This is a genomic window from Caulobacter sp. AVps16 (assembly GCF_058681455.1).
Genome location: NZ_CM178739.1, coordinates 114,651 through 135,486 on the forward strand (window position 1 = coordinate 114,651; position 20,836 = coordinate 135,486).

Annotated in this window: 18 protein-coding genes; 12 read left to right on the forward strand and 6 right to left on the reverse strand. The window is 65.8% G+C overall.

Annotated elements, in window-relative coordinates:
- Nucleotides 1-154: 154 nt before the first annotated feature.
- The 4 genes from ACW17U_RS00565 to ACW17U_RS00580 all read right to left on the reverse strand — a co-directional run bounded on the left by ACW17U_RS00565 (nucleotide 155) and on the right by ACW17U_RS00580 (nucleotide 3,951).
- Nucleotides 155-1,297, reverse strand: coding sequence for an acyltransferase family protein (locus ACW17U_RS00565; protein ID WP_492054429.1), 1,143 nt, complete (start codon nucleotides 1,295-1,297; stop codon nucleotides 155-157).
- A 60-nt stretch (nucleotides 1,298-1,357) separates the two neighbouring features.
- Nucleotides 1,358-2,452: an endo-1,4-beta-xylanase gene (locus ACW17U_RS00570; protein ID WP_492054430.1), complete on the reverse strand. Its 1,095-nt coding sequence runs from the start codon at nucleotides 2,450-2,452 to the stop codon at nucleotides 1,358-1,360.
- A complete protein-coding gene (locus ACW17U_RS00575; protein ID WP_492054431.1) occupies nucleotides 2,449-3,291 on the reverse strand; it encodes a WecB/TagA/CpsF family glycosyltransferase in 843 nt (280 codons plus the stop codon). The genes ACW17U_RS00570 and ACW17U_RS00575 overlap by 4 nt, the downstream gene beginning before the upstream one ends.
- 210 nt (nucleotides 3,292-3,501) lie before the next feature.
- Nucleotides 3,502-3,951, reverse strand: coding sequence for a biopolymer transporter ExbD (locus tag ACW17U_RS00580; RefSeq protein WP_062149761.1), 450 nt, complete (start codon nucleotides 3,949-3,951; stop codon nucleotides 3,502-3,504).
- Between the two features lie 223 nt (nucleotides 3,952-4,174).
- Between ACW17U_RS00580 and ACW17U_RS00585 the strand changes: the two genes are divergently transcribed.
- Together ACW17U_RS00585 and ACW17U_RS00590 are read left to right on the forward strand one after the other, a co-directional pair.
- Nucleotides 4,175-5,200, forward strand: a complete 1,026-nt coding sequence (locus tag ACW17U_RS00585) for a WD40 repeat domain-containing protein (RefSeq protein ID WP_492054432.1) — start codon at nucleotides 4,175-4,177, stop codon at nucleotides 5,198-5,200.
- Nucleotides 5,201-5,276: 76 nt separating this feature from the next.
- The gene (locus tag ACW17U_RS00590) at nucleotides 5,277-5,603 is read left to right on the forward strand and encodes a GIY-YIG nuclease family protein (RefSeq protein WP_084746302.1); all 327 of its coding nucleotides are present in this window, start codon (nucleotides 5,277-5,279) and stop codon (nucleotides 5,601-5,603) included.
- Between the two features lie 92 nt (nucleotides 5,604-5,695).
- On the opposite strand, the gene ACW17U_RS00595 is transcribed toward ACW17U_RS00590, so the two are convergent.
- A complete protein-coding gene (locus ACW17U_RS00595; RefSeq protein ID WP_062149755.1) occupies nucleotides 5,696-6,358 on the reverse strand; it encodes a nitroreductase in 663 nt (220 codons plus the stop codon).
- Between the two features lie 146 nt (nucleotides 6,359-6,504).
- Between ACW17U_RS00595 and mtgA the strand changes: the two genes are divergently transcribed.
- Both mtgA and ACW17U_RS00605 read left to right on the forward strand, forming a co-directional pair.
- On the forward strand, nucleotides 6,505-7,137 hold the full coding sequence (mtgA, locus tag ACW17U_RS00600) for a monofunctional biosynthetic peptidoglycan transglycosylase (RefSeq protein ID WP_492055768.1): 633 nt from the start codon (nucleotides 6,505-6,507) through the stop codon (nucleotides 7,135-7,137).
- Between the two features lie 15 nt (nucleotides 7,138-7,152).
- Entirely contained in the window at nucleotides 7,153-7,698 is a 546-nt protein-coding gene (locus ACW17U_RS00605; RefSeq protein WP_492054433.1) for a GNAT family N-acetyltransferase, read from the forward strand.
- A 110-nt stretch (nucleotides 7,699-7,808) separates the two neighbouring features.
- Here the strand turns inward: ACW17U_RS00605 and ACW17U_RS00610 are convergent, their stop codons facing one another.
- Nucleotides 7,809-8,627, reverse strand: coding sequence for a LytTR family DNA-binding domain-containing protein (locus ACW17U_RS00610; protein ID WP_492054434.1), 819 nt, complete (start codon nucleotides 8,625-8,627; stop codon nucleotides 7,809-7,811).
- Nucleotides 8,628-8,693: 66 nt separating this feature from the next.
- Between ACW17U_RS00610 and ACW17U_RS00615 the strand changes: the two genes are divergently transcribed.
- The 8 genes from ACW17U_RS00615 to ACW17U_RS00650 all read left to right on the forward strand — a co-directional run bounded on the left by ACW17U_RS00615 (nucleotide 8,694) and on the right by ACW17U_RS00650 (nucleotide 20,815).
- The gene (locus ACW17U_RS00615; protein ID WP_062151759.1) at nucleotides 8,694-9,245 is read left to right on the forward strand and encodes a DUF2306 domain-containing protein; all 552 of its coding nucleotides are present in this window, start codon (nucleotides 8,694-8,696) and stop codon (nucleotides 9,243-9,245) included.
- A gap of 741 nt (nucleotides 9,246-9,986) precedes the next feature.
- Nucleotides 9,987-10,685: a TetR/AcrR family transcriptional regulator gene (locus ACW17U_RS00620; RefSeq protein ID WP_084746090.1), complete on the forward strand. Its 699-nt coding sequence runs from the start codon at nucleotides 9,987-9,989 to the stop codon at nucleotides 10,683-10,685.
- Nucleotides 10,686-10,889: 204 nt separating this feature from the next.
- Nucleotides 10,890-13,133, forward strand: a complete 2,244-nt coding sequence (locus ACW17U_RS00625) for a TonB-dependent receptor (protein ID WP_492054435.1) — start codon at nucleotides 10,890-10,892, stop codon at nucleotides 13,131-13,133.
- A gap of 83 nt (nucleotides 13,134-13,216) precedes the next feature.
- Entirely contained in the window at nucleotides 13,217-14,512 is a 1,296-nt protein-coding gene (locus tag ACW17U_RS00630; RefSeq protein WP_492054436.1) for a spinster family MFS transporter, read from the forward strand.
- 75 nt (nucleotides 14,513-14,587) lie between these two features.
- Entirely contained in the window at nucleotides 14,588-15,283 is a 696-nt protein-coding gene (locus tag ACW17U_RS00635) for a hypothetical protein (RefSeq protein ID WP_492054437.1), read from the forward strand.
- A 311-nt stretch (nucleotides 15,284-15,594) separates the two neighbouring features.
- Entirely contained in the window at nucleotides 15,595-16,794 is a 1,200-nt protein-coding gene (gene sucC, locus ACW17U_RS00640; RefSeq protein ID WP_492054438.1) for an ADP-forming succinate--CoA ligase subunit beta, read from the forward strand.
- A complete protein-coding gene (gene sucD / locus ACW17U_RS00645; protein WP_492054439.1) occupies nucleotides 16,795-17,679 on the forward strand; it encodes a succinate--CoA ligase subunit alpha in 885 nt (294 codons plus the stop codon).
- Nucleotides 17,680-17,851: 172 nt separating this feature from the next.
- Nucleotides 17,852-20,815, forward strand: coding sequence for a 2-oxoglutarate dehydrogenase E1 component (locus tag ACW17U_RS00650; protein ID WP_492054440.1), 2,964 nt, complete (start codon nucleotides 17,852-17,854; stop codon nucleotides 20,813-20,815).
- Nucleotides 20,816-20,836: the final 21 nt, after the last annotated feature.

Here is a 20,836-nt window from a genome sequence, read left to right on the forward strand (position 1 = left end):
ATGACGAAGTTTGCCGATGCGGCCGGTCGGACGGCCGCAGGACTGGGTCTGGTAGCCAGGGGGATGGTTTGGCTGCTCTTGCTGCCGCTTTGCGCGGTGGCCTATGGCCTGGCGATGGCCTTCGGTTCCCGGTCTAGCGACGCGGTTCGCACCCCTAGCTGAGCGCTTCGGCCGCGCGGTCCGGGGGGATACGCGCGGCGTTCTCGTCTCCGGCTCGCTTCGGCGTGACCCAGGGCTTCAGCTTCTGGGCCGGGGTGAAGACGAAACGGTAGCTGAGTTCGGCGAAAATCCAGGACAGGGCCACCACGAACGGCAGGGCCTGGAGCTGGGTCAGGCGGGGCGCGGTTTCGATCACCCCGCTGAACCCCACGATCATGCCGCCCAGGGTCAGGGCCAGCATGTGCCAGAGATAGGCGGCGTAGGAGCGTCGACCCATCCAGCGCAGCGGGGCGATTTCCAGCAGCTTGACCAGACCGCCCAGCTGCGGCGCCGCGACCAGTGGCAGGATGATTCCGACCAGGGCGAGGCCCTGAACGGAATAGCGCAGGGTCTCGCGGAAGATCGGGTCACGATAGGCCAGGGACGCCAGCATCAGACCGGCACCGGCACTGAACACGATCCAGGCCTGACGCCGGACAAAAGCCATGACCCTGGGCCAGCTGCGGTCGATGACCGCCGCCAGACAGCCCCAGGCGATCGAGTCGATCCGGCTTTCAGTGGCCTTGTAGGTGTAGACCTCTGACACGTGCAGGACGGTATAGGCATAGGTCCGCCAGGCGGCCGCGCCGATGATCGTGATCAGGAACAGCACGGCCAGCCGGCGCGGAACGAAGCCGCACAGCAGCAGGGCCAGGGGCATGACGAGGTAGAAGTGCTCCTCGACCGCCAGCGACCACAGGTGTCCCGTCACGGCGCAGTTGTTGCAGTCGCCCAGGCCGCTGATGATGTAGTAATTGGTCCAGTAGGTCAGGCCGGCCAGGGCCTGCAGGGGCTGCATCGGCTGGTTCAGCAAGGGTCCGACAATGAAGGTCAGGACCAGCAGCAGCACCAGCATTTCGGGCAGCAGGCGCAGCGTCCGGCGACCATAGAAGCGCAGCAGGTCGACCCCGCCATGGGCGTCGCGCTCGGCCCACAGCAGGCGGGTGATCAGAAAGCCGCTGATGAAGAAGAAGATGGTCACGCCCATCCCGCCGGGGATCAGGTCGCCGAGGCCGACATGGCCCAGGATCACCATGCTGACAGAGGCCGCTCTCAGCCCGTCCAGACCGGCGACATAGTCCTTGTGATGACCGCTCATCGGCGAGCCCCCCGCATAACCTGCGGACGAGGCTAGGGCTCTTGTCTTAAAAAACCGGGATCAGCGGCCCCGCAGGACGTCGACCAGGGTCCAGAAGGTTTCCTTGGGCTGGCCAAGGTCGTCGAACAGCAGAGGCTGATCGGTCTTGTCCTTGACCCAGGTGGCCGTGCGCAGCCAGGAGTCGGCGTCGCGCACGCCCCAGATGGTGAAGGCGAACTGCTGCCGCTCCGGCAGGGCGACGAAGGATTCCATCGCTTCACGATAGAGGCGCAGCTGACTGGCCTGCTTCTCGGCCTTCGACTTGAGGCTGACCCCTTCGGTCTGGAACGAGACATCGATCTCCGACAGGTGGATCGGCAGGCCGAGGCTGGCCAGGTCGCGCATGGCTTCGGTGATCTTGCCCGGCGGCAGGTCGACATCGATGTGGGTCTGGGTGCCGATGCCGTCGATCTTCACGCCGCGCTTCAGCATCGACTCGACCAGCTTCAGGAAGGTCCGCCGCTTATGCGGCTTGCTCTCCAGATGGTACTCGTTGACGAACAGCAGGGCGTCGGGATCGGCGGCGTGGGCTTCTTCATGGGCCCGGATGAAGTGGCCTTCCTGGCCGAGGGCCTCGGTCCAGAGCGACTCCCGCAGGGACACGCCATCGTCCGCCACGGGTTCATTGACCACATCCCAGCTGCGCGCCAGGCCCCGGTAGCGACCGGCGACGGACTGGATGTAGTTGCCATAGGCCCGGTCAAAGGCCCGCTTGTCGCCGACCAGTTTCTGGAAGGTGGCCGGGCGGTCGATGTACCAGATCAGGGTGTGGCCATGCAGGGCCTGGTTATGGGCCTTGCAGAATTCGGCGATGCGATCGCCGCCTTCGAAGCGGAGTGAGCCATCCTGCTGCAGGATGTACTCCATCTTCATCTCGAAGCCGGCCGTGATCTGCGAGAACTGGGTGCTGGCTGCGGCGTCAAAGCCGGGGCGGCCAAATTCGTCGGAGACGATTTCTGTCCCGATCCGGAACGGCGCGAGGTCTCGCAGACGCGGGATGGGTCCGCCACGCGCCGGACGGGCGATGTCGGCCGAAGCGCCCTGGCCACAGGCGGCCAGGGCCAGGGTCGAGGCCAGAAGCGACCGTCGTGACAGTCGTCCGGCCTGAGAGATCATCGCAGGACGCCGCGGGGTTCGGCGGCGGTAACCGGCGAGCCGCCTTGGGCGGTCGTCATGCCCAGGGCGAGGACGGCAAACAGCATGGCACATTCGGCATAGCGCACCGCCAGCCGGCGCGGGTCATTGGCCAGACGCCAGAACCATTCCAGCTTGCCGCGCTGCATCCAGCGGGGAGCCCGGTGCGCCTGGCCGGAGATGAAGTCGAGGGCGGCACCGACGCAGATGAAACCCACGCTCGGGCAACGGGCGGCTAGGGCGTCGGCCAGGATCTCCTGCTTGGGCGCGCCCAGCGAGACAAAGCAGAGGCGGGCGTCCGAGGCGTTGATGCGCTGGGCCATGGCGTCGAGATCCATGGCCGCCAGCATGGCCGGACCAGGCCCCGAAGGCAATTGCGGAGCTTCAGCACCGGCGATCTTCAGGCCCTGGAAGCGCGCGGTGAGTTTCTCCAGTGCACCGGCCTGGGCCTTGGGGCCCGGCCCGATGAAATAGACGCCCAGGTCGCGATCGGCCGCGGCACGGCAAAGGGGCTCGACCAGGTCGGCACCAGTGGCGCGTTCGAGACGGGCATTTTTGCGACCGGCCAGCCAGACCACGGGCCAGCCGTCGGCGGTGACGTAGGTGGCCCGGCGATAGACCGCCCGGAAGGCGTCGTTGGAGGCCAGCTTGACCAGATGGTCGAGATTGACGGTGAACAGGGTGAAGCCTTCACCCCGTTGGGCCCGGACGATGGCTTCGTCGGCAGCGGTGTCCAGGGTCGGGAGGTTGATGCGAACGCCTTCGATCGAAACGCCTGGAGCGGTGGCCGGGGCCGGGGCCGGGTTCCGTTCGATGAGCATGAAGCACTCCCTGGTCTGCGCCCGGGAGCCGTTCCTGTCCGGAAACGGGACGCCCAAGGCCTGTCGGGAGGGTGAGTTTCAAACGTCGTGCCGCCCTCAGGGCTGGACTCAGATGGTCCTGCCGAGGCGGAGACAAAGAAAAAGCCCCGGAAGCGGTGCTTCCGGGGCTCTTCAGAGCGGGTCTGCCAGAAGGTCTGGCGACGAAGATCCTTAGTGGATGTCTTCGTTGATCAGGCCGACCTTGTACCAGCCAGCGGTCTGCAGCTGGTTCAGGACGCCCATGAAGTCGGCATAGAGCACGTCGGCGTCGGCGCGGATCATGACGCGCTGATCGTCCTTCGGGCCGGCCTGGCCGGTCGCGGTGAACTTGGCGTCCAGATCAATCTCGAGATTGTCCAGGCTGGTCTGCTTGTCCGCGATGAACAGCGCACCCGACTTCTGGATCGAGATGAACACCGGCTCCTTCGGCTTCGGCGCGTCCGGCGGCGGGATCGTCGCCGGGGGCAGGTCGACCTTGATCGCCACGGTGGCCATCGGCACGGCGACCATGAAGATGATCAGCAGAACGAGCAGGATGTCCACGAAAGGCGTGACGTTGATTTCGGAATTCTGATTCAGGGAGTAGCGACCGCCACCACCACCAGAGAGTTTAGCCGCCATAGCCTGACTGTCTCCCAAGGGCCGCGTCACTCGCGGTCCCGCAATTGTTAGGTCGTCACGTCTGGCGCAGACGGACGCGGAAGTAAAGCCCGACGTGGCGTCGCACTGGCAAGCCCCTTTTTGAGTCTTTCTGGTCGAACGCTGTTCGCATCCGTCAGGGCAGCGGTGCGCGCCAGGCGCCATCCGGCTAGGCGCCAGGGCCCCGTCGGGGTATGGCGCGGGCATGATCTTCTCGTTTGATGCCTATGTCACCGCCGCGCTTTTCGACAAGTCCGGCCGCGCCGCCTTTGCCCTCGGCGACGGCACGGTGCGCCTGGAAACCGATGGCGGCTATGTGACGGTGGAGGCCCATGGCGGTCCCATGGGGGGCGCGATTCTGAGCGCCATCGTGCATCCCTCGGGTATGGGCCTGGTCACGGGCGGCGACGACGGCCGGGTGGTCTGGAGCCGAATCGAGGCCGGCGAGGTCGTCGCCACGGTCCTGGCCGAGGTGAAGGGCAAGTGGGTCGAGCATCTCGCCGCCAGCCCCGCCTCGGGCCTGATCGCTTTCACGGCCGGGCGCGAAGCCCATGTGCGTGACATCGCCGATCCGGCCTTTTCGCGGGTCTTTGTCCACGACAAGACCGTTTCGGGCTTGGCCTTCGACCCCAAGGGCCGGCGCCTGGCCACGGCGGCCTATGGCGGCACCCAGCTGTGGTGGGCGAAGATCGCCGAGCAGAAGCCGCAGATCTTGAAATGGGCCGGTAGCCACATCGCCGTCGCCTTCAGCCCGGACGGCAAGTTCCTGGTCTCGTCGATGCAGGAGAACCAGCTGCATGGCTGGCGTCTGTCGGACGGCAAGGACATGCGAATGGGGGGCTATCCGGCCAAGATCAAAAGCCTGGCCTTCTTCGACAAGGGCAATCTGCTGGTCACCGCCGGTGCCAATGGCGCAGTGGTCTGGCCCTTCGCTGGGGCCAGCGGTCCGATGGGCAAGGAAGCCGCCGAGATCGGCTTCGCCCGCGATTCGATGGTGGTTCGCGTGGCGGGCGTCGAGGCCCTGCCGGTCGCCCTGGCCGGTCAGGACAACGGCAAGATCTGGGCGGCGCACATGCGTACCGGCCGAATCGAGACGCTGAAGGCCGAGAAGGGCTCGCCGATCAGTGCCCTGTGCGTGTCTCCGGATGGCCAGCGTCTGGCCTGGGGCGACGAGGACGGCGAGGCCGGGGTGATCGCGATCCCCGACCTCAGCGGGCCTCGGATAATCTAGCCGAGCTGTCGATTTAGTGACTGCCAAGGCGCAATTTTAACACGCATTATGCAGGCGAGAACCAGGAATGCTCGCCATGTACGATGTGCAGTCGGCTTGGGTTTATATTCTCCGTTGCGCGGACGGTTCGTACTATGTCGGGTCCCATCGAGGTCCTGATCCGGCGGCACGGGCCAGCAGTCACAACCAAGGCCTTGATCCGGCCGCCTACACCTTTCGACGCAGGCCCGTCGAATTGGTCTGGGCCGGCGACTTTCAGTTCATTACGGACGCCATAGCCTTCGAACGTCAGCTCAAGGGGTGGAGCCGCGCAAAGAAAGAGGCGGTCATCCGGGGGGACTGGGATGCCTTGCCGGCCTTGGCGCGATGCCGAACGCCTCGTCCTTCGACAAGCTCAGGATGAGGCGTTTTTACCGCCGACACTAAGGTCATTGTGGGCGGCGGCCTGCACTGTTGTCCTCATCCTGAGCTTGTCGAAGGACGAGGACGCCCCCTCTAGAACCCCTTCAGTTCACCCCAGACCTCGAACTCATCCCGGCGCGAGCGCCAGTTGTTCACCGGGGCGGCTTCGTCGCGATAGCCCAGGGCCATGCCGGAAAACAGCATGTGGCCCTCGGGGAGGCCGACATGCTGGTCGACCACCTGATGATAGTGCGACCAGAACTCCTGGGCGCAGGTGTCGAGGCCCCGCTCGACGGCCAGCAGCATCAGGGTCTGCATGTACATGCCCAGATCGCTCCATTGCGGCGGGCCACAGCGGCGGTCGACCGAGAAGAACAGCAGTACCGGCGCGCCGAAGCCCTGGCCGTTGCTGGCGAACCATTGCAGGCGGGCCAGCTTGTCTTCGCGCGGGATCTGCAGCGCGCCATAAAGGTCTTCGCCGACCTGGAAGCGGCGGCTGCGCAGCGGCTCCCACAGATTGGCCGGATAGACGTCATATTCGGGGGTATCGGGCGAGGCCACACGCTGCAGCATGGTCTCCAGCAGGGCGGCGCGCGGCGCGCCGGTGATCGCCTGAACCCGCCAGGGCTGCAGGTTGCCGCCGGAGGGCGCACGGGCGGCGGCTTCCAGCAATTCACGCAGGACGGTGGCGTCCACCGGGTCGGACTTGAAGGCCCGCACGGACATACGGCGGTTGACGGCGTCGAGGACATCCATGCCAAAGCTCCCTGAGCAAGGTCGATCATGCCCCCGCGACAGGGACGTCCTCAATCGCTAGCATCCGGCCGCAGCGTCAAGACAAGTAGGTTTGGGAGCGATCGGTGAAGCTGTTGCGGAATATTTTTCTGGCGCTGTTCATCGTGATGGTCGCCGGGCCCGTTGTCGCGGTGATCGTCTTCCGTTTCGTACCGCCGCCGGTCACGCCGCTGATGGTCATCCGGGCCGTCGAAGGCAAGGGGCTCGACCATCGCTGGCGATCGATCAAGACCGTCTCGCCGGCCCTCCCGCGCGCCCTGATCGCCGCCGAGGACGCCAAGTTCTGCGACCATCGCGGCTTTGATTTCGAGGCCCTGCAGAAGGCTTATGAGAACAACGGCAAGGGCAAGAAGATCCGCGGCGGCTCGACCATCAGCCAGCAGACCGCCAAGAACGTCTTCCTGTGGCCGGGCCGGTCCTATGTGCGCAAGGGGCTGGAGGCCTGGTTCACCGTCCTGATCGAGACCTTCTGGGGCAAGAAGCGGATCATGGAGGTCTATCTGAACTCCATCGAGTACGGCCCCGGCATCTATGGGGCCGAAGCCGCCGCCCGCCGCTATTTCGGGGTCGGGGCCGACAAGCTGACCAATGCCCAGGCCGCCCGCCTGGCCGCCATCCTGCCCAGCCCGCTGAAGTGGAAGGTGGTGGGGGCAGGCAAGTATGTGAAGAAGCGGACCCGCAAGATCGGCGCGGCGTCCGGCACCGTCCGTCGCGACGGCCTCGCGGCCTGCGTCGTCTAGCCTGGAGATACTCGGATGCCTGTCGCCCCCGGCCCGACGCTCGAAACCGCGCGGCTGATCCTGCGCCCCACCGCGACCGAGGATATCGACGGCTGGGCCGCGATGATGGCCGACGCCGAGGCGGCGCGCTACATCGGCGGACAGCAGCCCAGGTCCTCGGCCTGGCGCGGCATGGCCTCGATGGCCGGATCCTGGACCCTGCTGGGCTTCGGCATGTTCTCGGTGCTCGACAAGGCGAGCGGCCAGTGGCTGGGCCGGATCGGGCCCTGGCAGCCCGAGGACTGGCCGGGCACAGAGGTCGGCTGGGGCCTGGCCCCGGCAGCCTGGGGCAAGGGCTATGCGGTCGAGGCCGCTATCGCCACCATCGACTGGGTGTTCGACCATCTCGGCTGGGACGAGGTCATCCACTGCATCGACCCGACCAATACGCCCTCGCAGAAGGTGGCCCAGAGTATCGGGTCGTACAATCGGGGCCGCGGGCAGCTGCCGGCTCCCTATCAGGATCACGTCATCGATATCTGGGGCCAGAGCCGGGACGAATGGCGCGCGCGGCGGGCCTAGAGCCCTTTCCGACCTGATGGCTTCATCAGGGTCGGGCGAAAAGGGCTCTAAATCAAAAGTTTAGAGCGTTTTTCGATCCGATAACCGTTTCACACTTATCGGAAAACGCTCTAGAACCAGCCGGCCTCTCGCAGCGCCCGGGCATAGGCGCGACTGACCGGGGCCTCGACGCCGCCGGGCAGGGTCAGGATCGCTCGGCCATCGGTGCGGCGGGCCTCCTGCACGGCGGCCTTGGCCACCCACCAGGAACGATGGGTCTGGGCCCCCTCGATACCCTCCAGTTCCGCCACAGCGTCGGACAGGCGCAGCAGGATCAGATCCTCCCCCAGTGAGGTGTAGAGCCTCAGATAGTGGTCTTCGGCCGCCACCGCGAACAGCTGGGCCCCCCGCAGGCGGGGCGGCAGGCGCTCCAGGAACCGGGGGGCGGGCGCGCCGGCCGGGCCGGCATGGGTCTCGGGCGGTTTGCGCTGGACCAGGAAGTTCAGGGCGGTCATGGCGGCGGTGATCGTGAACACCGGCCCCAGATAGATCGGCAGGGCGGGAAGGCGCGGCGTGCCCGCATGAAAGGCCAGTTCGGTTACCAGCCAGACCACGCCTGTAAAGGGCAGGGTGATGCCGATCGCGACCAGGCTGCCATAGAGGACCGGTCGTGACTCCGCCCGTCCGTCCCGGTCGACCAGGTGGCTGACGCCGGTGCCGACGACGGCCCCCGCGACGCACAGGCCGATCCAGTAGGGCAGCCGAACAAGCATCGGGGCCTGGTCGGAGCCGAACGGACCGATCAGGGCCAGGAACAGGCCGGCGCAGGCTGAGACCCCGAAACCACGCTTGGCCTCTGCGGTCGTCAGCGCCGTTCGCGAAGCGTGAATGGCGTTTGCCAGCCACTCACGAAGGCCGGGCGGTGACTGACGCAACGACGGTTGAGGCACGTGGGGCAGGGCTCCAGGGAAGGGACGCCGACGGACCACACAGCGCCGTCGCCCGAGGAGATGAAGATGGCCGATCAAGACAAGTCAATGCAGCGTCCCACCCTGAGCGGTCGTTTTGGCGTTCTGGCCCTCGGGGCCGCCACCCTGGCGATCCTGGCGGCCAGCCCGGGTGTGCTTGCGGCACCGCTTCGTGTCCTGCAGGGCCTGGGATTCCGGCCGCATGCGCCGGACCTCGGCCTGCTTGCCGCCGCACCCCTGGTGATCCAGCTGCACGTCGCCGGGGCCGTCACCGCCTTCGTGATCGGCGCGGTGCTGCTGGCGGGGGTCAAGGGCACGGGCCTGCACAAGGCGCTGGGCTGGACCTGGGTCCTGGCCATGACCCTGACGGCGGTCAGTTCGCTGTTCATCCGAACGATCAATCCCGGCCATTTCAGCCTCATCCACCTGCTCAGCGGCTGGACCCTGATCGCCCTGCCCATGGCCATCTTCGCCATCAAGCGCCGCAAGGTTCGCCAGCATGCCCGGGCCATGACCGGGATGTTCGTCGGTGGCCTGCTGATCGCCGGCCTGTTCACCTTCTTGCCCGGCCGGCTGATGTGGCACGTCTTCCTCGGCTGAACGGCGCGGCTTTCCGGCTTCACGCGGCTTGCCGCTGAAGGGATGGGAAGGGCTGCGGAGCGTCCGGACGACGTCCGGATGAGAGATAGAGATTACCGTTTCGACGAAGCCGTCCGCTCCGCGTCACCGTTATCCGCCAGCCTCCCGCCAGGTGGCCCTGTTGAGGCCTTACCGGGACCCGGATCGCGCCGTTTCCAGCGCGCTCCAGCGGTCGAAGAGGACGGGCTTTCAGCCAGACACGCCCTTTTGCCTTCAACCACGCCGACGGCGGGCGGGTCTGGCCAGCAACCAGGTCCCCGGACGCGCTTCAGTATCCCCCTGAAGCCCAGCCCCGCTCGATCACCCCTCGCCGCCGCAACGGTCGCTGGCCCTGCGCCCTTTCCTCGCGACGAGGTGGGTCAAGAATACGGGAGGTTTCAGCGCGTCGGACGGGCGCGCTCAAACTGTTTTCAGAGTGTTGATTTCACTGCAGTCTCGCAGAGATCGTTCGGGGATTAGGCGCAGCTTATCCCCATCCTTGCCCCCTACGGGTCGCTGCGCGACCGTCTTCCCCCGGAGGGGGAAGATGAAGGACGGCGATCTCATCTTCCCCCTGAAAGGGGGAGGACGACCGCGAAGCGGTCAGGAGGGGGCCTGCGGCGTGGGCCGGGAAGCACGCCCCTTCCGGGCCTTCCGCCTTGCCACGCTTGTCCAGATGCGCCATCCGGGTACTGCGCAATCACGGCAGGCCCAGAGAGTCGAATGACCGCAGCCAAGCCCCGCGCCCGTCCAGGCGGGCGTGGCAGACCGTCCAAGGCCAAGGGCCTGGACCTGAAGGAAACCATTCTCGACGCGGCCGAGGGCCTGTTTGCGCGCCACGGCTTCTACGGTGTGACCACCCGCCAGGTGGCGGCCGAGGCCGGGGTCGATACGGCCCTGATCCACTATTATTTCGGGGCCAAGCGCGAGCTGTTCGACGCCGTGTTCCTGCGCCGGGCCGAGATCCTCAACCAGGCGCGGCTGGCCTCGATGGATCTCTATGTGAAGTCCCATGCCGGGGCGATGACCGTCGAGGGGGTGATCGAGGCCTTCATCGACCCCCTGCTGCGCATCTCCCAGGAGGGCGGCAAGGGCTGGAAGAACTATTTCGTCCTTGTCGCCCAGGTGAACAATACCCCGGTCTGGGGCGGGGAGACCATGACCCGGTTCTTTGATCCGGTGGTCCATCGCCTGGTCGAGACCCTGAAGGCCGCCCGCCCGGACGCTGAGTATCGCGACCTCTACTGGTGCTACCAGTTCCTGACCGGCTCGATGATGCTGGCCCTGTCCGAGACCGGACGGATCGACTCGCTGTCGGAGGGCGAGTGCCACTCGCATGACCTGGAGTCGGTACGCCGTCGGCTGTTCGCCTATTGCGCGGCCGGCTTCGAGACCGTCATCGGCCGCGCCGCCAAGGCTTGAGCCCAAGGTCGAGCCCCGGTCTCCGGGGCTGTAAAGCCACACCCTGACACCATTTCATCACCTGATGAAAAAAGACTGGCGTCCCAGCGTTCTCTGGGTGAGAGTGCGATTATTCGCGGTTCGATGAACATGCGAGCTCCGAGCACGTGTCCGCCACAAGGATCCGGTTCGGGTGGGCGGAACGTACAAGGGAGGGGAAACCCAATGACTTCGATGTGGAAGGCTGCGCTGCTGGCTGGCGCGGCATGGGGCGCGGCCGCTGTTGCCGTTTCGGCCCAGGAGGCTCCGGCCCCCAGCGCGACCCTGTCGGTGGATGAGGTGGTCGTCACCGCCCGTCGCCGCGAGGAAAACCTCAAGGACGTTCCGGTCGCCGTCTCGGCCTTTAGCGGCGAGACCCTGGCCCGCCAGGGCGGCGCTGACATCACCATCCTGCAGCAGACCACCCCGAACATCACCGTTCAGACCGCCCGCGGTTCGAACTCGACCCTGATCTCCTACATCCGCGGCATCGGCCAGCAGGACCCGCTGTGGGGCTATGAGCCCGGCGTGGGCCTCTATGTCGACGACGTCTATGTCTACCGCCCGCAGGGTGCGGTGCTCGACGTGTTCGACGTGGAGCGCATCGAAGTGCTGCGCGGTCCGCAAGGCACCCTGTACGGCCGCAACACGATCGGCGGCGCGATCAAGTACGTGACCAAGCGCCTCGGCGATGAAGCCCATGGCAAGATCAAGGGCACCTATGGCAGCTACAACCAGACCGACCTGCTGCTTTCGGGCCAGACCCCGGTCGGCGGCGGCCTGTCGGTCGGCGGCGCCTATGCGGTCTACAAGCGCGACGGCTACGGCAAGAACCTGACCACCGGTGCCGAGCACTATAACAAGGACGTCCAGGCCATCCGCCTCAGCGCCGAATATGCGCCGAACGAAGACCTGTTCTTCCGCCTGGCCTATGACAAGGTGCAGGACGACTCCAACCCGCGTCACGGTCACCGCGAGCTGCCGGCCCTGGTCGGCGGCTACAAGGTGCTCGACATCTATGACACCCAGGCCGGCCTCGGCGACGACAACTCGGTCGAGACCGAAGGCGTGTCGCTGACCGGCCAGTGGGACGCGTCGGAAAACCTGACGCTGAAGTCGATCACCGCCAGCCGCAAGGGTCACACCACCACCGTCATCGACTTTGACGGTACCCCGCTGCCGACCCTCGACATTCCGGCCACCTATGACGACCGTTCGTTCTCGCAGGAACTGCAGGCCGTCTATTCGGACGAGAACGTCCAGGGCGTGTTTGGCCTCTACTACATGAACAGCCAGGCCTCGGGCGAGTTCGACACCATCGCCGGCAATCTGGGCCTGGCCATCGCCAATGGCGGCAAGGTCAGCACCCAGAGCTTCGCGGCCTTCTTCGACTTCAGCGCCAATCTGTCGGAGCGCCTGAAGGTTTCGATGGGTGCCCGCGCCACCCGCGATCACAAGCGCAGCAACAGCTATCGCTTCTTCTATCTCGGCGCGACCCGCACCCCCTATCAGGGCGGCACCCCGCGTCCGATCCTGCAGACCCGCACCAACTACAGCACCGACGGTTCGTTCAACCAGTTCACGCCGCGCCTCAGCGCTTCGTATGAGCTGAGCGACGACCTGAGCACCTATGTGTCCTATTCCAAGGGCTTCAAGTCGGGCGGCTGGGACATGCGCGGCGACGCCCTGATCACCCCGCAGACCGTCAATGGCTACAAGCCCGAAGTGGTCGACGCCTATGAAGCCGGCCTCAAGGGCTATGCCCTGGACCGCCGTGTCTCGTTCGCCTCGGCGATCTTCCTGTCCAAGTACAAGGACCAGCAGGTCTCGACCCAGGTGGTGGTGCCCAGCGGCATCGCCAGCTCGATCGACAATGCCGGTGCGGCCACGATGTATGGTGCCGAGTTCGAGGCCAAGGCCAAGCTCAGCGCCAACCTCTCGGCCAATGTCGCCGTCGGCTACATCCATGCCAAGTACGACACCTTCAGCCGGTTCGTTCCGGGTGGTGCGCCCAACCCGCTGAATCCGTCGACGACGGTGCCGGCCGGCGGTCAGGTGATCAATGTGGCCGACCTCTATGGTCTGCAGAACACGCCGGAATGGACGGGCAATGTCAGCCTGACCTGGACCGCCAATGTGGCGGGCGGCCTCCTGGCCGTCACCCCGATGGTCAGCTATCGCGACAGCTACCAGCAGTTCGAACTGCCGCTGCCCCTGCTCGACCAGAAGGCCTTCACCCTGGTCGACCTGACGGCGATCTGGACGGCCCCGGGCGGTCACTACAAGCTGGCCCTGACCGGCAAGAACCTGACCGACGAGCGCTACCGCACCGGTGGCTACAACTTCGGTGTGCCGACCTACAACAACTCGGTCATCGGCTTCTACGGCCCGCCGCGCACGGTTTCGGCCAGCCTCGAAGTCGCTTTCTGATCTAGGTCATGACTGGCGGCGGCCCGCTGCAAAGGGCCGCCGCCATTTCTTTGTCTGCAGTGTAGAATTCCAGCGGAGCGACCATGAGCCAGAGCCCGATCGAGCCTTCGGCGACCGGTTCGCGTTACCGTTATGTCGTGCTGGCGATGCTGATCCTCGCCTACACCTTCAATTTCCTGGATCGGCAGATCCTCGGCATCCTGGCCGGGTCGATCAAGGCCGAACTGCATCTCACCGACACCCAGCTCGGCCTGATGGGCGGGGTCGCCTTTGCGGCGCTCTACACCACTCTGGGCGTGCCTCTGGCCTGGCTGGCCGACCGGGTCAGCCGCACATGGATCATGACCATCGCCCTGACCGTCTGGAGCGGTTTCACGGTGGCGTGCGGCTTTGCGGGCGGTTTCTGGAGCCTGTTCCTGTCGCGCATGGGCGTGGGGGTCGGTGAGGCCGGTGGCGTGGCGCCGGCCTATTCCCTGATCGCCGACTATTTCCCCAAGGAGCAGAGAGCTCGGGCCCTGGCGGTCTATTCGTTCGGCATCCCGCTGGGTACGGCCCTGGGCGTGCTGTTCGGCGGGCTGATCGCCGCCTATGTCGACTGGCGCTTTGCCTTCATCGCCGTGGGCCTGGCCGGCGTGCTGCTGGCCCCGATCTTCAAGTGGGTGGTCAAGGATCCGCCTCGGGGCGGCATGGATCGCGAGCCGGGCGAGGTGGCTCCGCTCGAGGCGCCCAAGGCTCCGGCCTTCAGCAAGGTCCTGGCCACGATCCTGCCCAAGCCCAGCTTCTGGCTGCTGTCGTTCGGGGCGGCCTGCTCGTCGATCTGCGGCTATGGCGTGGCCTTCTGGCTGCCGACCTTCTTCCAGCGCAGCTTCGGCCTCAGCCTGCCCGAGCGGGCGATGTTCTACAGCGCCCTGTCCCTGATCGGCGGGGTGGCGGGCATCTGGCTGGGCGGCGTGCTGGCCGACCGCTTCGGGGCCAAGAACAAGGCCGCCTATGCCCTGGCCCCGGCCATCTGCTTCCTGGTGGCCCTGCCGTGCTTCCTGCTGGCCATGAACGTCAATTCGATGGTCTGGGCCTTCCTGCTGTTCCTGATCCCCACGGGTCTGAACCTGGCCTGGCTGGGTCCGGTGGTCGCGGCCGTGCAGCACCTGGCCCCGGCCGCCATGCGGACTACGACCTCGGCCCTGTTCCTGCTGATCAACAACCTGCTGGGCCTGGCCGTCGGCCTGTGGTTCTTCGGCTACGTCTCTGACCTGCTGGCCCCGCGCTATGGGGCGGAATCGATGCGCTATGCCCTCTATTTCGGGCTGGGCTTCTATGTGGTCAGTGCCGGCCTGCTGATCCTGGCCTCACGCCGCCTCAAGCAGGACTGGGTAGAGTAGTCTCCATCCAGTTGCAGGCCCTTGCCCTCTGTACGGCTTCGGTACAGGAACGCGCCGCGTTTCAAGAGGGCGACCATGTCTAAGATTTCCGCGCTGTTCAGCGCCGTTCTGTTTGCCGGCCTGCTGGCCGGCTCGCTCCCGGCCCAGGCCGCAGACCCGATCGCTGCCCGCACCGAGAAGGTCAAGCTGGAGCCGACCAAGGGCAAGGGCCTGTTTCAGCCAGGCTTTGTCTTTGGCGAATATACCGGCCTCAGCAAGGTCCGCGGCAGCTCCACCAGTGCCCTGGGCGTCTATTCCAGCGCCAAGTCCACGGCCGAGATCAATGTGAAGGCCGCCAGTTTCGGCGACCTGACCATCCGCTGCAAAGGCGGCGCAAGCCGGATCGGGGAGGGCTGGGTCACCTTCGATCGCGACAAGCTGGCCTATGTCTGCACCTTCGAAGGGCCCGGTGCCGGCACCGGCGCCACCTTCAGCCTGGTTCAGTCCAAGGGTGGGCTGCTGGCCCGCCTGCAACCGCGCCAGCGCGCCGCCGAACTTCAGTTCGGGGCCATGACCCTGCGGGCCGAGACCAAGGCCGTCGCGCCCCTGCCGTCCGGCCTGACGGGCGGTGCCACGAGCTATGTGATCCGGCGGGGCGAAGAGCAGATCGCTGCTGTTGACCTGGTTGGGCTCAGCAAGACCGCCTACCTCCCGGCCAAGGGCTCACCGGATCGTGACGCTGCGGCCGTCATGGCCCTGATCCTGATCTTCTTTATGGATACGCCCGTCTAGGACGGCACGGTTCGCCCCCGGGGACCTTGGCTGGTCTCCGGGGCGCGACCTTCGAGACTTGCCCGGGCTTGAGCCCTGAGTCGGCCGGGGAGATGGAAGCCGTCGGTTAACGTGCATGGCGTGACCGGTAACAGCCCTGGGCTGCTTCAGACGGTGCCCGAACCGGCCTCGGTGAGGGCAATGCGGTTGTCCGATTGGACAAAGATCGGCCCAAGCCTTCACCTTATCGGGCACGCGCTGTTGCGCCTGCGAAATCACGCTCCTATAACCCGGCCACATTTCAGAAAAGCCGTCGCCGAGACCGGGCCCTCATGAACATTCACGAACACCAAGCCAAAGCCGTACTCGCCGAGTTCGGCGCTCCTGTTCCGCGCGGCTTTGCCGCCTTCACCCCCGAAGAAGCCTTCGCCGCCGCTGAAAAGCTGGGCACGCCGGTCTTCGTGGTGAAAAGCCAGATCCACGCCGGTGGCCGTGGCAAGGGCAAGTTCGAAGGACTGGGCCCCGATGCCAAGGGCGGCGTCCGCGTCGTCAAGTCGGCTGAAGAGGTCAGGACCAACGCTGCCGAAATGCTCGGCCGCGTGCTGGTGACCCACCAGACCGGTCCCAAGGGCAAGCAGGTCAACCGCCTCTACATCGAGGAAGGTGCTGCGATCGCCAAGGAATTCTACCTGTCGCTGCTGGTTGACCGCGCCTCGAGCAAGGTCTCGGTGGTCGCCTCGACCGAAGGCGGCATGGACATCGAGGACGTCGCCCACTCGACCCCCGAGAAGATCCACACCTTCACGATCGACCCGGCGACGGGCGTGTGGCCGACCCACCACCGGGCCCTGGCCAAGGCTCTCGGCCTGACCGGCGGTCTCGCCAAGGAAGCCGCCTCGCTGCTCAACCAGCTCTACACGGCGTTCCTGGCCAAGGACATGGCCATGCTGGAGATCAACCCGCTGATCGTCACGGCGGATGATCACCTGAAGGTCCTCGACGCCAAGCTGTCGTTCGACGGCAACAGCCTGTTCCGTCACCCGGACATCAAGGCTCTGCGCGACGAGAGCGAAGAAGACCCCAAGGAAATCGAAGCCTCCAAGTATGACTTGGCCTATATCGCCCTCGACGGCGAAATCGGCTGCATGGTCAACGGCGCGGGCCTGGCCATGGCCACCATGGACATCATCAAGCTGTACGGCGCCGAGCCGGCCAACTTCCTCGATGTCGGCGGCGGCGCTTCGAAGGAAAAGGTCACTGCGGCCTTCAAGATCATCACCGCCGATCCGGCCGTGAAGGGCATTCTGGTCAACATCTTCGGCGGCATCATGCGCTGCGACATCATCGCGGAAGGCGTCATCGCCGCCGTGAAGGAAGTCGGCCTGCAGGTTCCGCTGGTGGTGCGCCTGGAAGGCACCAACGTCGAACTCGGTAAGAAAATCATCTCGGAAAGCGGCCTGAACGTCATCGCCGCCAACGACCTGTCTGACGGCGCCGAAAAGATCGTCGCAGCCGTGAAGGGTGCTCGCTAAATGTCGATCCTCATCGGTTCTGAAACCAAGGTCATCTGCCAGGGCATCACCGGCGCCCAGGGCACCTTCCACTCCGAGCAGGCCATCGCCTACGGCACCAAGATGGTCGGCGGCGTCACCCCCGGCAAGGGCGGCCAGACCCACATCGGCCTGCCCGTGTTCGACACGGTCGGCGAAGCCCGCGAAGCCACCGGTGCCGACGCCTCGGTGATCTACGTGCCGCCCCCCTTCGCGGCCGACTCGATCCTGGAAGCCATCGACGCGGAAGTTCCGCTGATCATCTGCATCACCGAAGGCATTCCGGTGCTGGACATGGTCAAGGTGAAGAAGGCCCTGCAGGGTTCGCGCTCGCGCCTGATCGGCCCCAACTGCCCGGGCGTCCTGACGCCCAACCAGTGCAAGATCGGTATCATGCCGGGCGGTATCTTCTCGGCCGGCTCGGTCGGCGTCGTGTCGCGTTCGGGCACCCTGACCTATGAAGCCGTGTTCCAGACCACCAATGCCGGCCTCGGCCAGACGACGGCGGTCGGCATCGGCGGCGACCCGGTCAAGGGCACCGAGTTCATCGACGTGCTGGAACTCTTCCTCGCTGACGAAGCCACCAAGTCGATCGTCATGATCGGCGAAATCGGCGGCGCGGCTGAAGAAGAAGCTGCCCAGTTCCTGAAGGACGAAGCCCGCCGCGGCCGCAAGAAGCCCATGGTCGGCTTCATCGCCGGCCGTACGGCCCCTCCCGGCCGTCACATGGGCCACGCCGGCGCCATCGTGTCCGGTGGCAAGGGTGGTGCCGAGGACAAGATCGCGGCGATGGAAGAGGCGGGCATCCGCGTCTCGCCCTCGCCGGCCAAGCTGGGTGAAACCCTGCTTGAGGTCCTCAAGGGCTAATCTGCTACCGAAACCCCGCCCTAGCGGGGCCCAGGTTTTTTGCGACCGCCAGTCGACGATCCGAAAAAATCACCTGGGCCCCCTAATCAAGGGGCGCCCGGGCGATTGAGACACTATATTTACGGGCCTGGGCTACCGGTCCCGTAGACCGACGGATCTAAGGCGAAGAACCATGGCGGACGACGCAGGCATCATCAATCAGGTCTTGACCGAGACCTCCTTCCTCTACGGCGCCAATGCGGCGTTCGTTGAAGACCTGTATGCCCAGTGGGCGACCGATGCCAATTCGGTCGAACCCTCCTGGAACGCCTTCTTCTCCACCCTGAAAGAGCAGGCCGACCAGGTTCAGCGGGCCGCCAAGGACCCGGCCTGGACGCCGCGCGCCGTTCCGACCGCTCGTCCGGACTGGCTGTCGGCCCTCGACGGCCAGTGGCCCACGGTTGCGCCGGCCGTCCAGGCCAAGATGACCAAGGCCATCGAGGACAAGGCCCCGGGCACCTCGGCCGAAGCCGTCCGGGCCGCGACCCTCGACAGCCTGCGCGCCATCATGATGATCCGGGCCTACCGCATGCGCGGTCACCTGGCCGCCAATCTCGACCCTCTGGGTCTTGAGCCCAAGCCGCCGGCCCCGGAACTGGATCCGGCCACCTACGGCTTCTCGGAAGCCGACTATGACCGTCCGATCTTCCTGGACTTCGTGCTGGGCATGGAGACCTCGACGGTCCGCGAGATCCTGTCGATCCTGCGTCGCACCTATGGCGGCAATGTCGGCGTGCAGTACATGCACATCTCCGACCCGCACGAAAAGGCCTGGCTGCAGGAGCGCATCGAGGGTCGCGACAAGGAGATCGTGTTCTCGAAGGAGGGCAAGGTCGCCATCTTCAAGAAGCTGATCGAGACCGAAGGCTTCGAGCGCTTCCTGCACAAGCGCTTCCCCGGCACCAAGCGGTTCGGCATCGATGGCGGCGAAGCCATGGTCCCGGCCCTGGAACAGATCATCAAGCGTGGCGGTTCGCTGGGCGTGAAGGACATCGTCCTGGGCATGCCGCACCGCGGCCGCCTGAACGTCCTGGCCGCCGTGATGGGCAAGCCCTATCACGTCATTTTCCACGAGTTCCAGGGCGGCACCAGCCTGCCCTCGGACGTCGAGGGTTCGGGCGACGTCAAGTATCACATGGGTGCCTCGTCGGACCGTGAGTTCGACGACAACAAGGTCCACCTGTCGCTGACGGCCAACCCGTCGCACCTGGAAATCGTCAACCCGGTCGTGATCGGCAAGGCCCGCGCCAAGCAGGCCTTCACCCTGCGCGAACAGCCGGACGCCGGTCGCGGTCACGTCCTGCCCCTGCTGCTGCACGGCGACGCCGCCTTTGCCGGCCAGGGCGTGGTGGCCGAGTGCTTCACCCTGTCGGGCCTGAAGGGCTACCGCACGGGCGGCACCATCCACTTCATCGTCAACAACCAGATCGGCTTCACGACCAGCCCGCGCTATTCGCGCAGCTCGCCCTATCCCTCGGATGTGGCGCTGATGGTCGAAGCCCCGATCTTCCACGTCAACGGCGACGATCCCGAAGCCGTGGTCTATGCGGCCAAGGTCGCCACTGAATATCGCCAGATGTTCGGCAAGGACGTCGTGGTCGACATGTTCTGCTATCGCCGGTTCGGTCACAACGAGGGCGACGACCCGACGATGACCTCGCCGCTGATGTACGCCAAGATCAAGGGTCATCCCTCGACCCGCGAGCTCTACGGCAACCGTCTGATCGCCGAAGGTGTCATCAACCAGGGCGAGGTTGACGCTTGGGTCACCGAGTTCGAGACCTTCCTCGACAAGGAATTTGACTCCGGCAAGACCTACAAGGCCAACAAGGCCGACTGGCTGGACGGCAAGTGGGCAGGCCTCGCCACCCCGGCCGACGAAGAGCGTCGCGGCTCGACCGCCTTCCCGAAGACCCGCCTGATCGAGCTGGGCCGTCAGATCACGACCATCCCGGACCGGATCGACGCCCACAAGACCGTCAAGCGCGTCATCGAGAACCGTCGCGAAGCCATTGAAAAGGGCGAGGGCCTCGACTGGGGCACTGCCGAGCACCTGGCCTTTGCCACCCTGCTCGACGAGGGCTTCCCAGTGCGCCTGTCGGGCCAGGACTCGGTGCGCGGCACCTTCACCCAGCGCCATTCGGACGTCATCGACCAGTCGACCGAAGAGCACTACACGCCGCTGAACAATATCCGCCCCGGCCAGGCCCACTACGAAGTGATCGACTCGGCCCTGTCGGAAGAGGCGGTCCTGGGCTTCGAATACGGCTTCTCCCTGGCCGATCCGAACACCCTGACCCTGTGGGAAGGCCAGTTCGGCGACTTCGTGAACGGCGCCCAGGTGGTCATCGACCAGTTCATCAGCTCGGGCGAGCGCAAGTGGCTGCGGATGAGCGGTCTCGTGATGCTGCTGCCGCACGGCTATGAGGGCCAGGGCCCCGAGCACAGCTCGGCCCGCCTCGAGCGCTTCCTGCAGTCCTGCGCCGAGGACAATATGCAGGTCCTCAACTGCACCACCCCGGCCAACTATTTCCACGCCCTGCGTCGCCAGATGCACCGCGAGTTCCGCAAGCCGCTGGTGATCATGACCCCCAAGAGCCTGCTGCGTCACAAGCGGGCCGTCTCCAACATCGCCGACCTGGCCGAAGGCTCGTCCTTCCACCGCGTGATGGTCGACGGGGCCGAGGCCGGCTGCGACGTCGGCGGGATCACCCTGAAGCCCGACGCCGAGATCAAGCGCGTGGTGCTATGCTCGGGCAAGGTCTATTTCGACCTGGTCGACGCCCGCGCCAAGGCCGGTCGCGACGACATCTATCTGCTGCGCCTGGAACAGTTCTATCCGTGGCCGCTGAAGTCGCTGATGGGCATCCTGGCCCGCTTCAAGAACGCCGAACTGGTCTGGGTTCAGGAAGAGCCCAAGAACATGGGCGGCTGGACCTTCGTCGATCCCTGGATCGAGCTGACCCTGGCCAAGCTGGACATCAAGTCCAAGCGCGCGCGCTATATCGGCCGTCCGGCCAGCGCCTCGACGGCGGCGGGTCTGATGAGCCGCCACATGAGAGAGCTGCAAGCCTTCCTCGACGAAACCTTCGCCTAAAGACTATTGAACGGCTCCGCC

Excerpts from the sequence above, each read along its gene's own strand:
- sucD (WP_492054439.1), top strand. The coding sequence starts at position 16,795 with ATGTCGATCCTCATCGGTTCTGAAACCAAGGTCATCTGCCAGGGCATC.
- ACW17U_RS00635 (WP_492054437.1), top strand. The coding sequence starts at position 14,588 with ATGTCTAAGATTTCCGCGCTGTTCAGCGCCGTTCTGTTTGCCGGCCTG.
- ACW17U_RS00570 (WP_492054430.1), bottom strand. The coding sequence starts at position 2,452 with ATGATCTCTCAGGCCGGACGACTGTCACGACGGTCGCTTCTGGCCTCG.
- sucC (WP_492054438.1), top strand. The coding sequence starts at position 15,595 with ATGAACATTCACGAACACCAAGCCAAAGCCGTACTCGCCGAGTTCGGC.
- ACW17U_RS00580 (WP_062149761.1), bottom strand. The coding sequence starts at position 3,951 with ATGGCGGCTAAACTCTCTGGTGGTGGTGGCGGTCGCTACTCCCTGAAT.
- ACW17U_RS00620 (WP_084746090.1), top strand. The coding sequence starts at position 9,987 with ATGACCGCAGCCAAGCCCCGCGCCCGTCCAGGCGGGCGTGGCAGACCG.
- ACW17U_RS00595 (WP_062149755.1), bottom strand. The coding sequence starts at position 6,358 with ATGGATGTCCTCGACGCCGTCAACCGCCGTATGTCCGTGCGGGCCTTC.
- ACW17U_RS00585 (WP_492054432.1), top strand. The coding sequence starts at position 4,175 with ATGATCTTCTCGTTTGATGCCTATGTCACCGCCGCGCTTTTCGACAAG.
- mtgA (WP_492055768.1), top strand. The coding sequence starts at position 6,505 with ATGGTCGCCGGGCCCGTTGTCGCGGTGATCGTCTTCCGTTTCGTACCG.
- ACW17U_RS00615 (WP_062151759.1), top strand. The coding sequence starts at position 8,694 with ATGGCCGATCAAGACAAGTCAATGCAGCGTCCCACCCTGAGCGGTCGT.
- ACW17U_RS00575 (WP_492054431.1), bottom strand. The coding sequence starts at position 3,291 with ATGCTCATCGAACGGAACCCGGCCCCGGCCCCGGCCACCGCTCCAGGC.
- ACW17U_RS00630 (WP_492054436.1), top strand. The coding sequence starts at position 13,217 with ATGAGCCAGAGCCCGATCGAGCCTTCGGCGACCGGTTCGCGTTACCGT.
- ACW17U_RS00565 (WP_492054429.1), bottom strand. The coding sequence starts at position 1,297 with ATGAGCGGTCATCACAAGGACTATGTCGCCGGTCTGGACGGGCTGAGA.
- ACW17U_RS00625 (WP_492054435.1), top strand. The coding sequence starts at position 10,890 with ATGACTTCGATGTGGAAGGCTGCGCTGCTGGCTGGCGCGGCATGGGGC.
- ACW17U_RS00605 (WP_492054433.1), top strand. The coding sequence starts at position 7,153 with ATGCCTGTCGCCCCCGGCCCGACGCTCGAAACCGCGCGGCTGATCCTG.
- ACW17U_RS00590 (WP_084746302.1), top strand. The coding sequence starts at position 5,277 with ATGTACGATGTGCAGTCGGCTTGGGTTTATATTCTCCGTTGCGCGGAC.
- ACW17U_RS00650 (WP_492054440.1), top strand. The coding sequence starts at position 17,852 with ATGGCGGACGACGCAGGCATCATCAATCAGGTCTTGACCGAGACCTCC.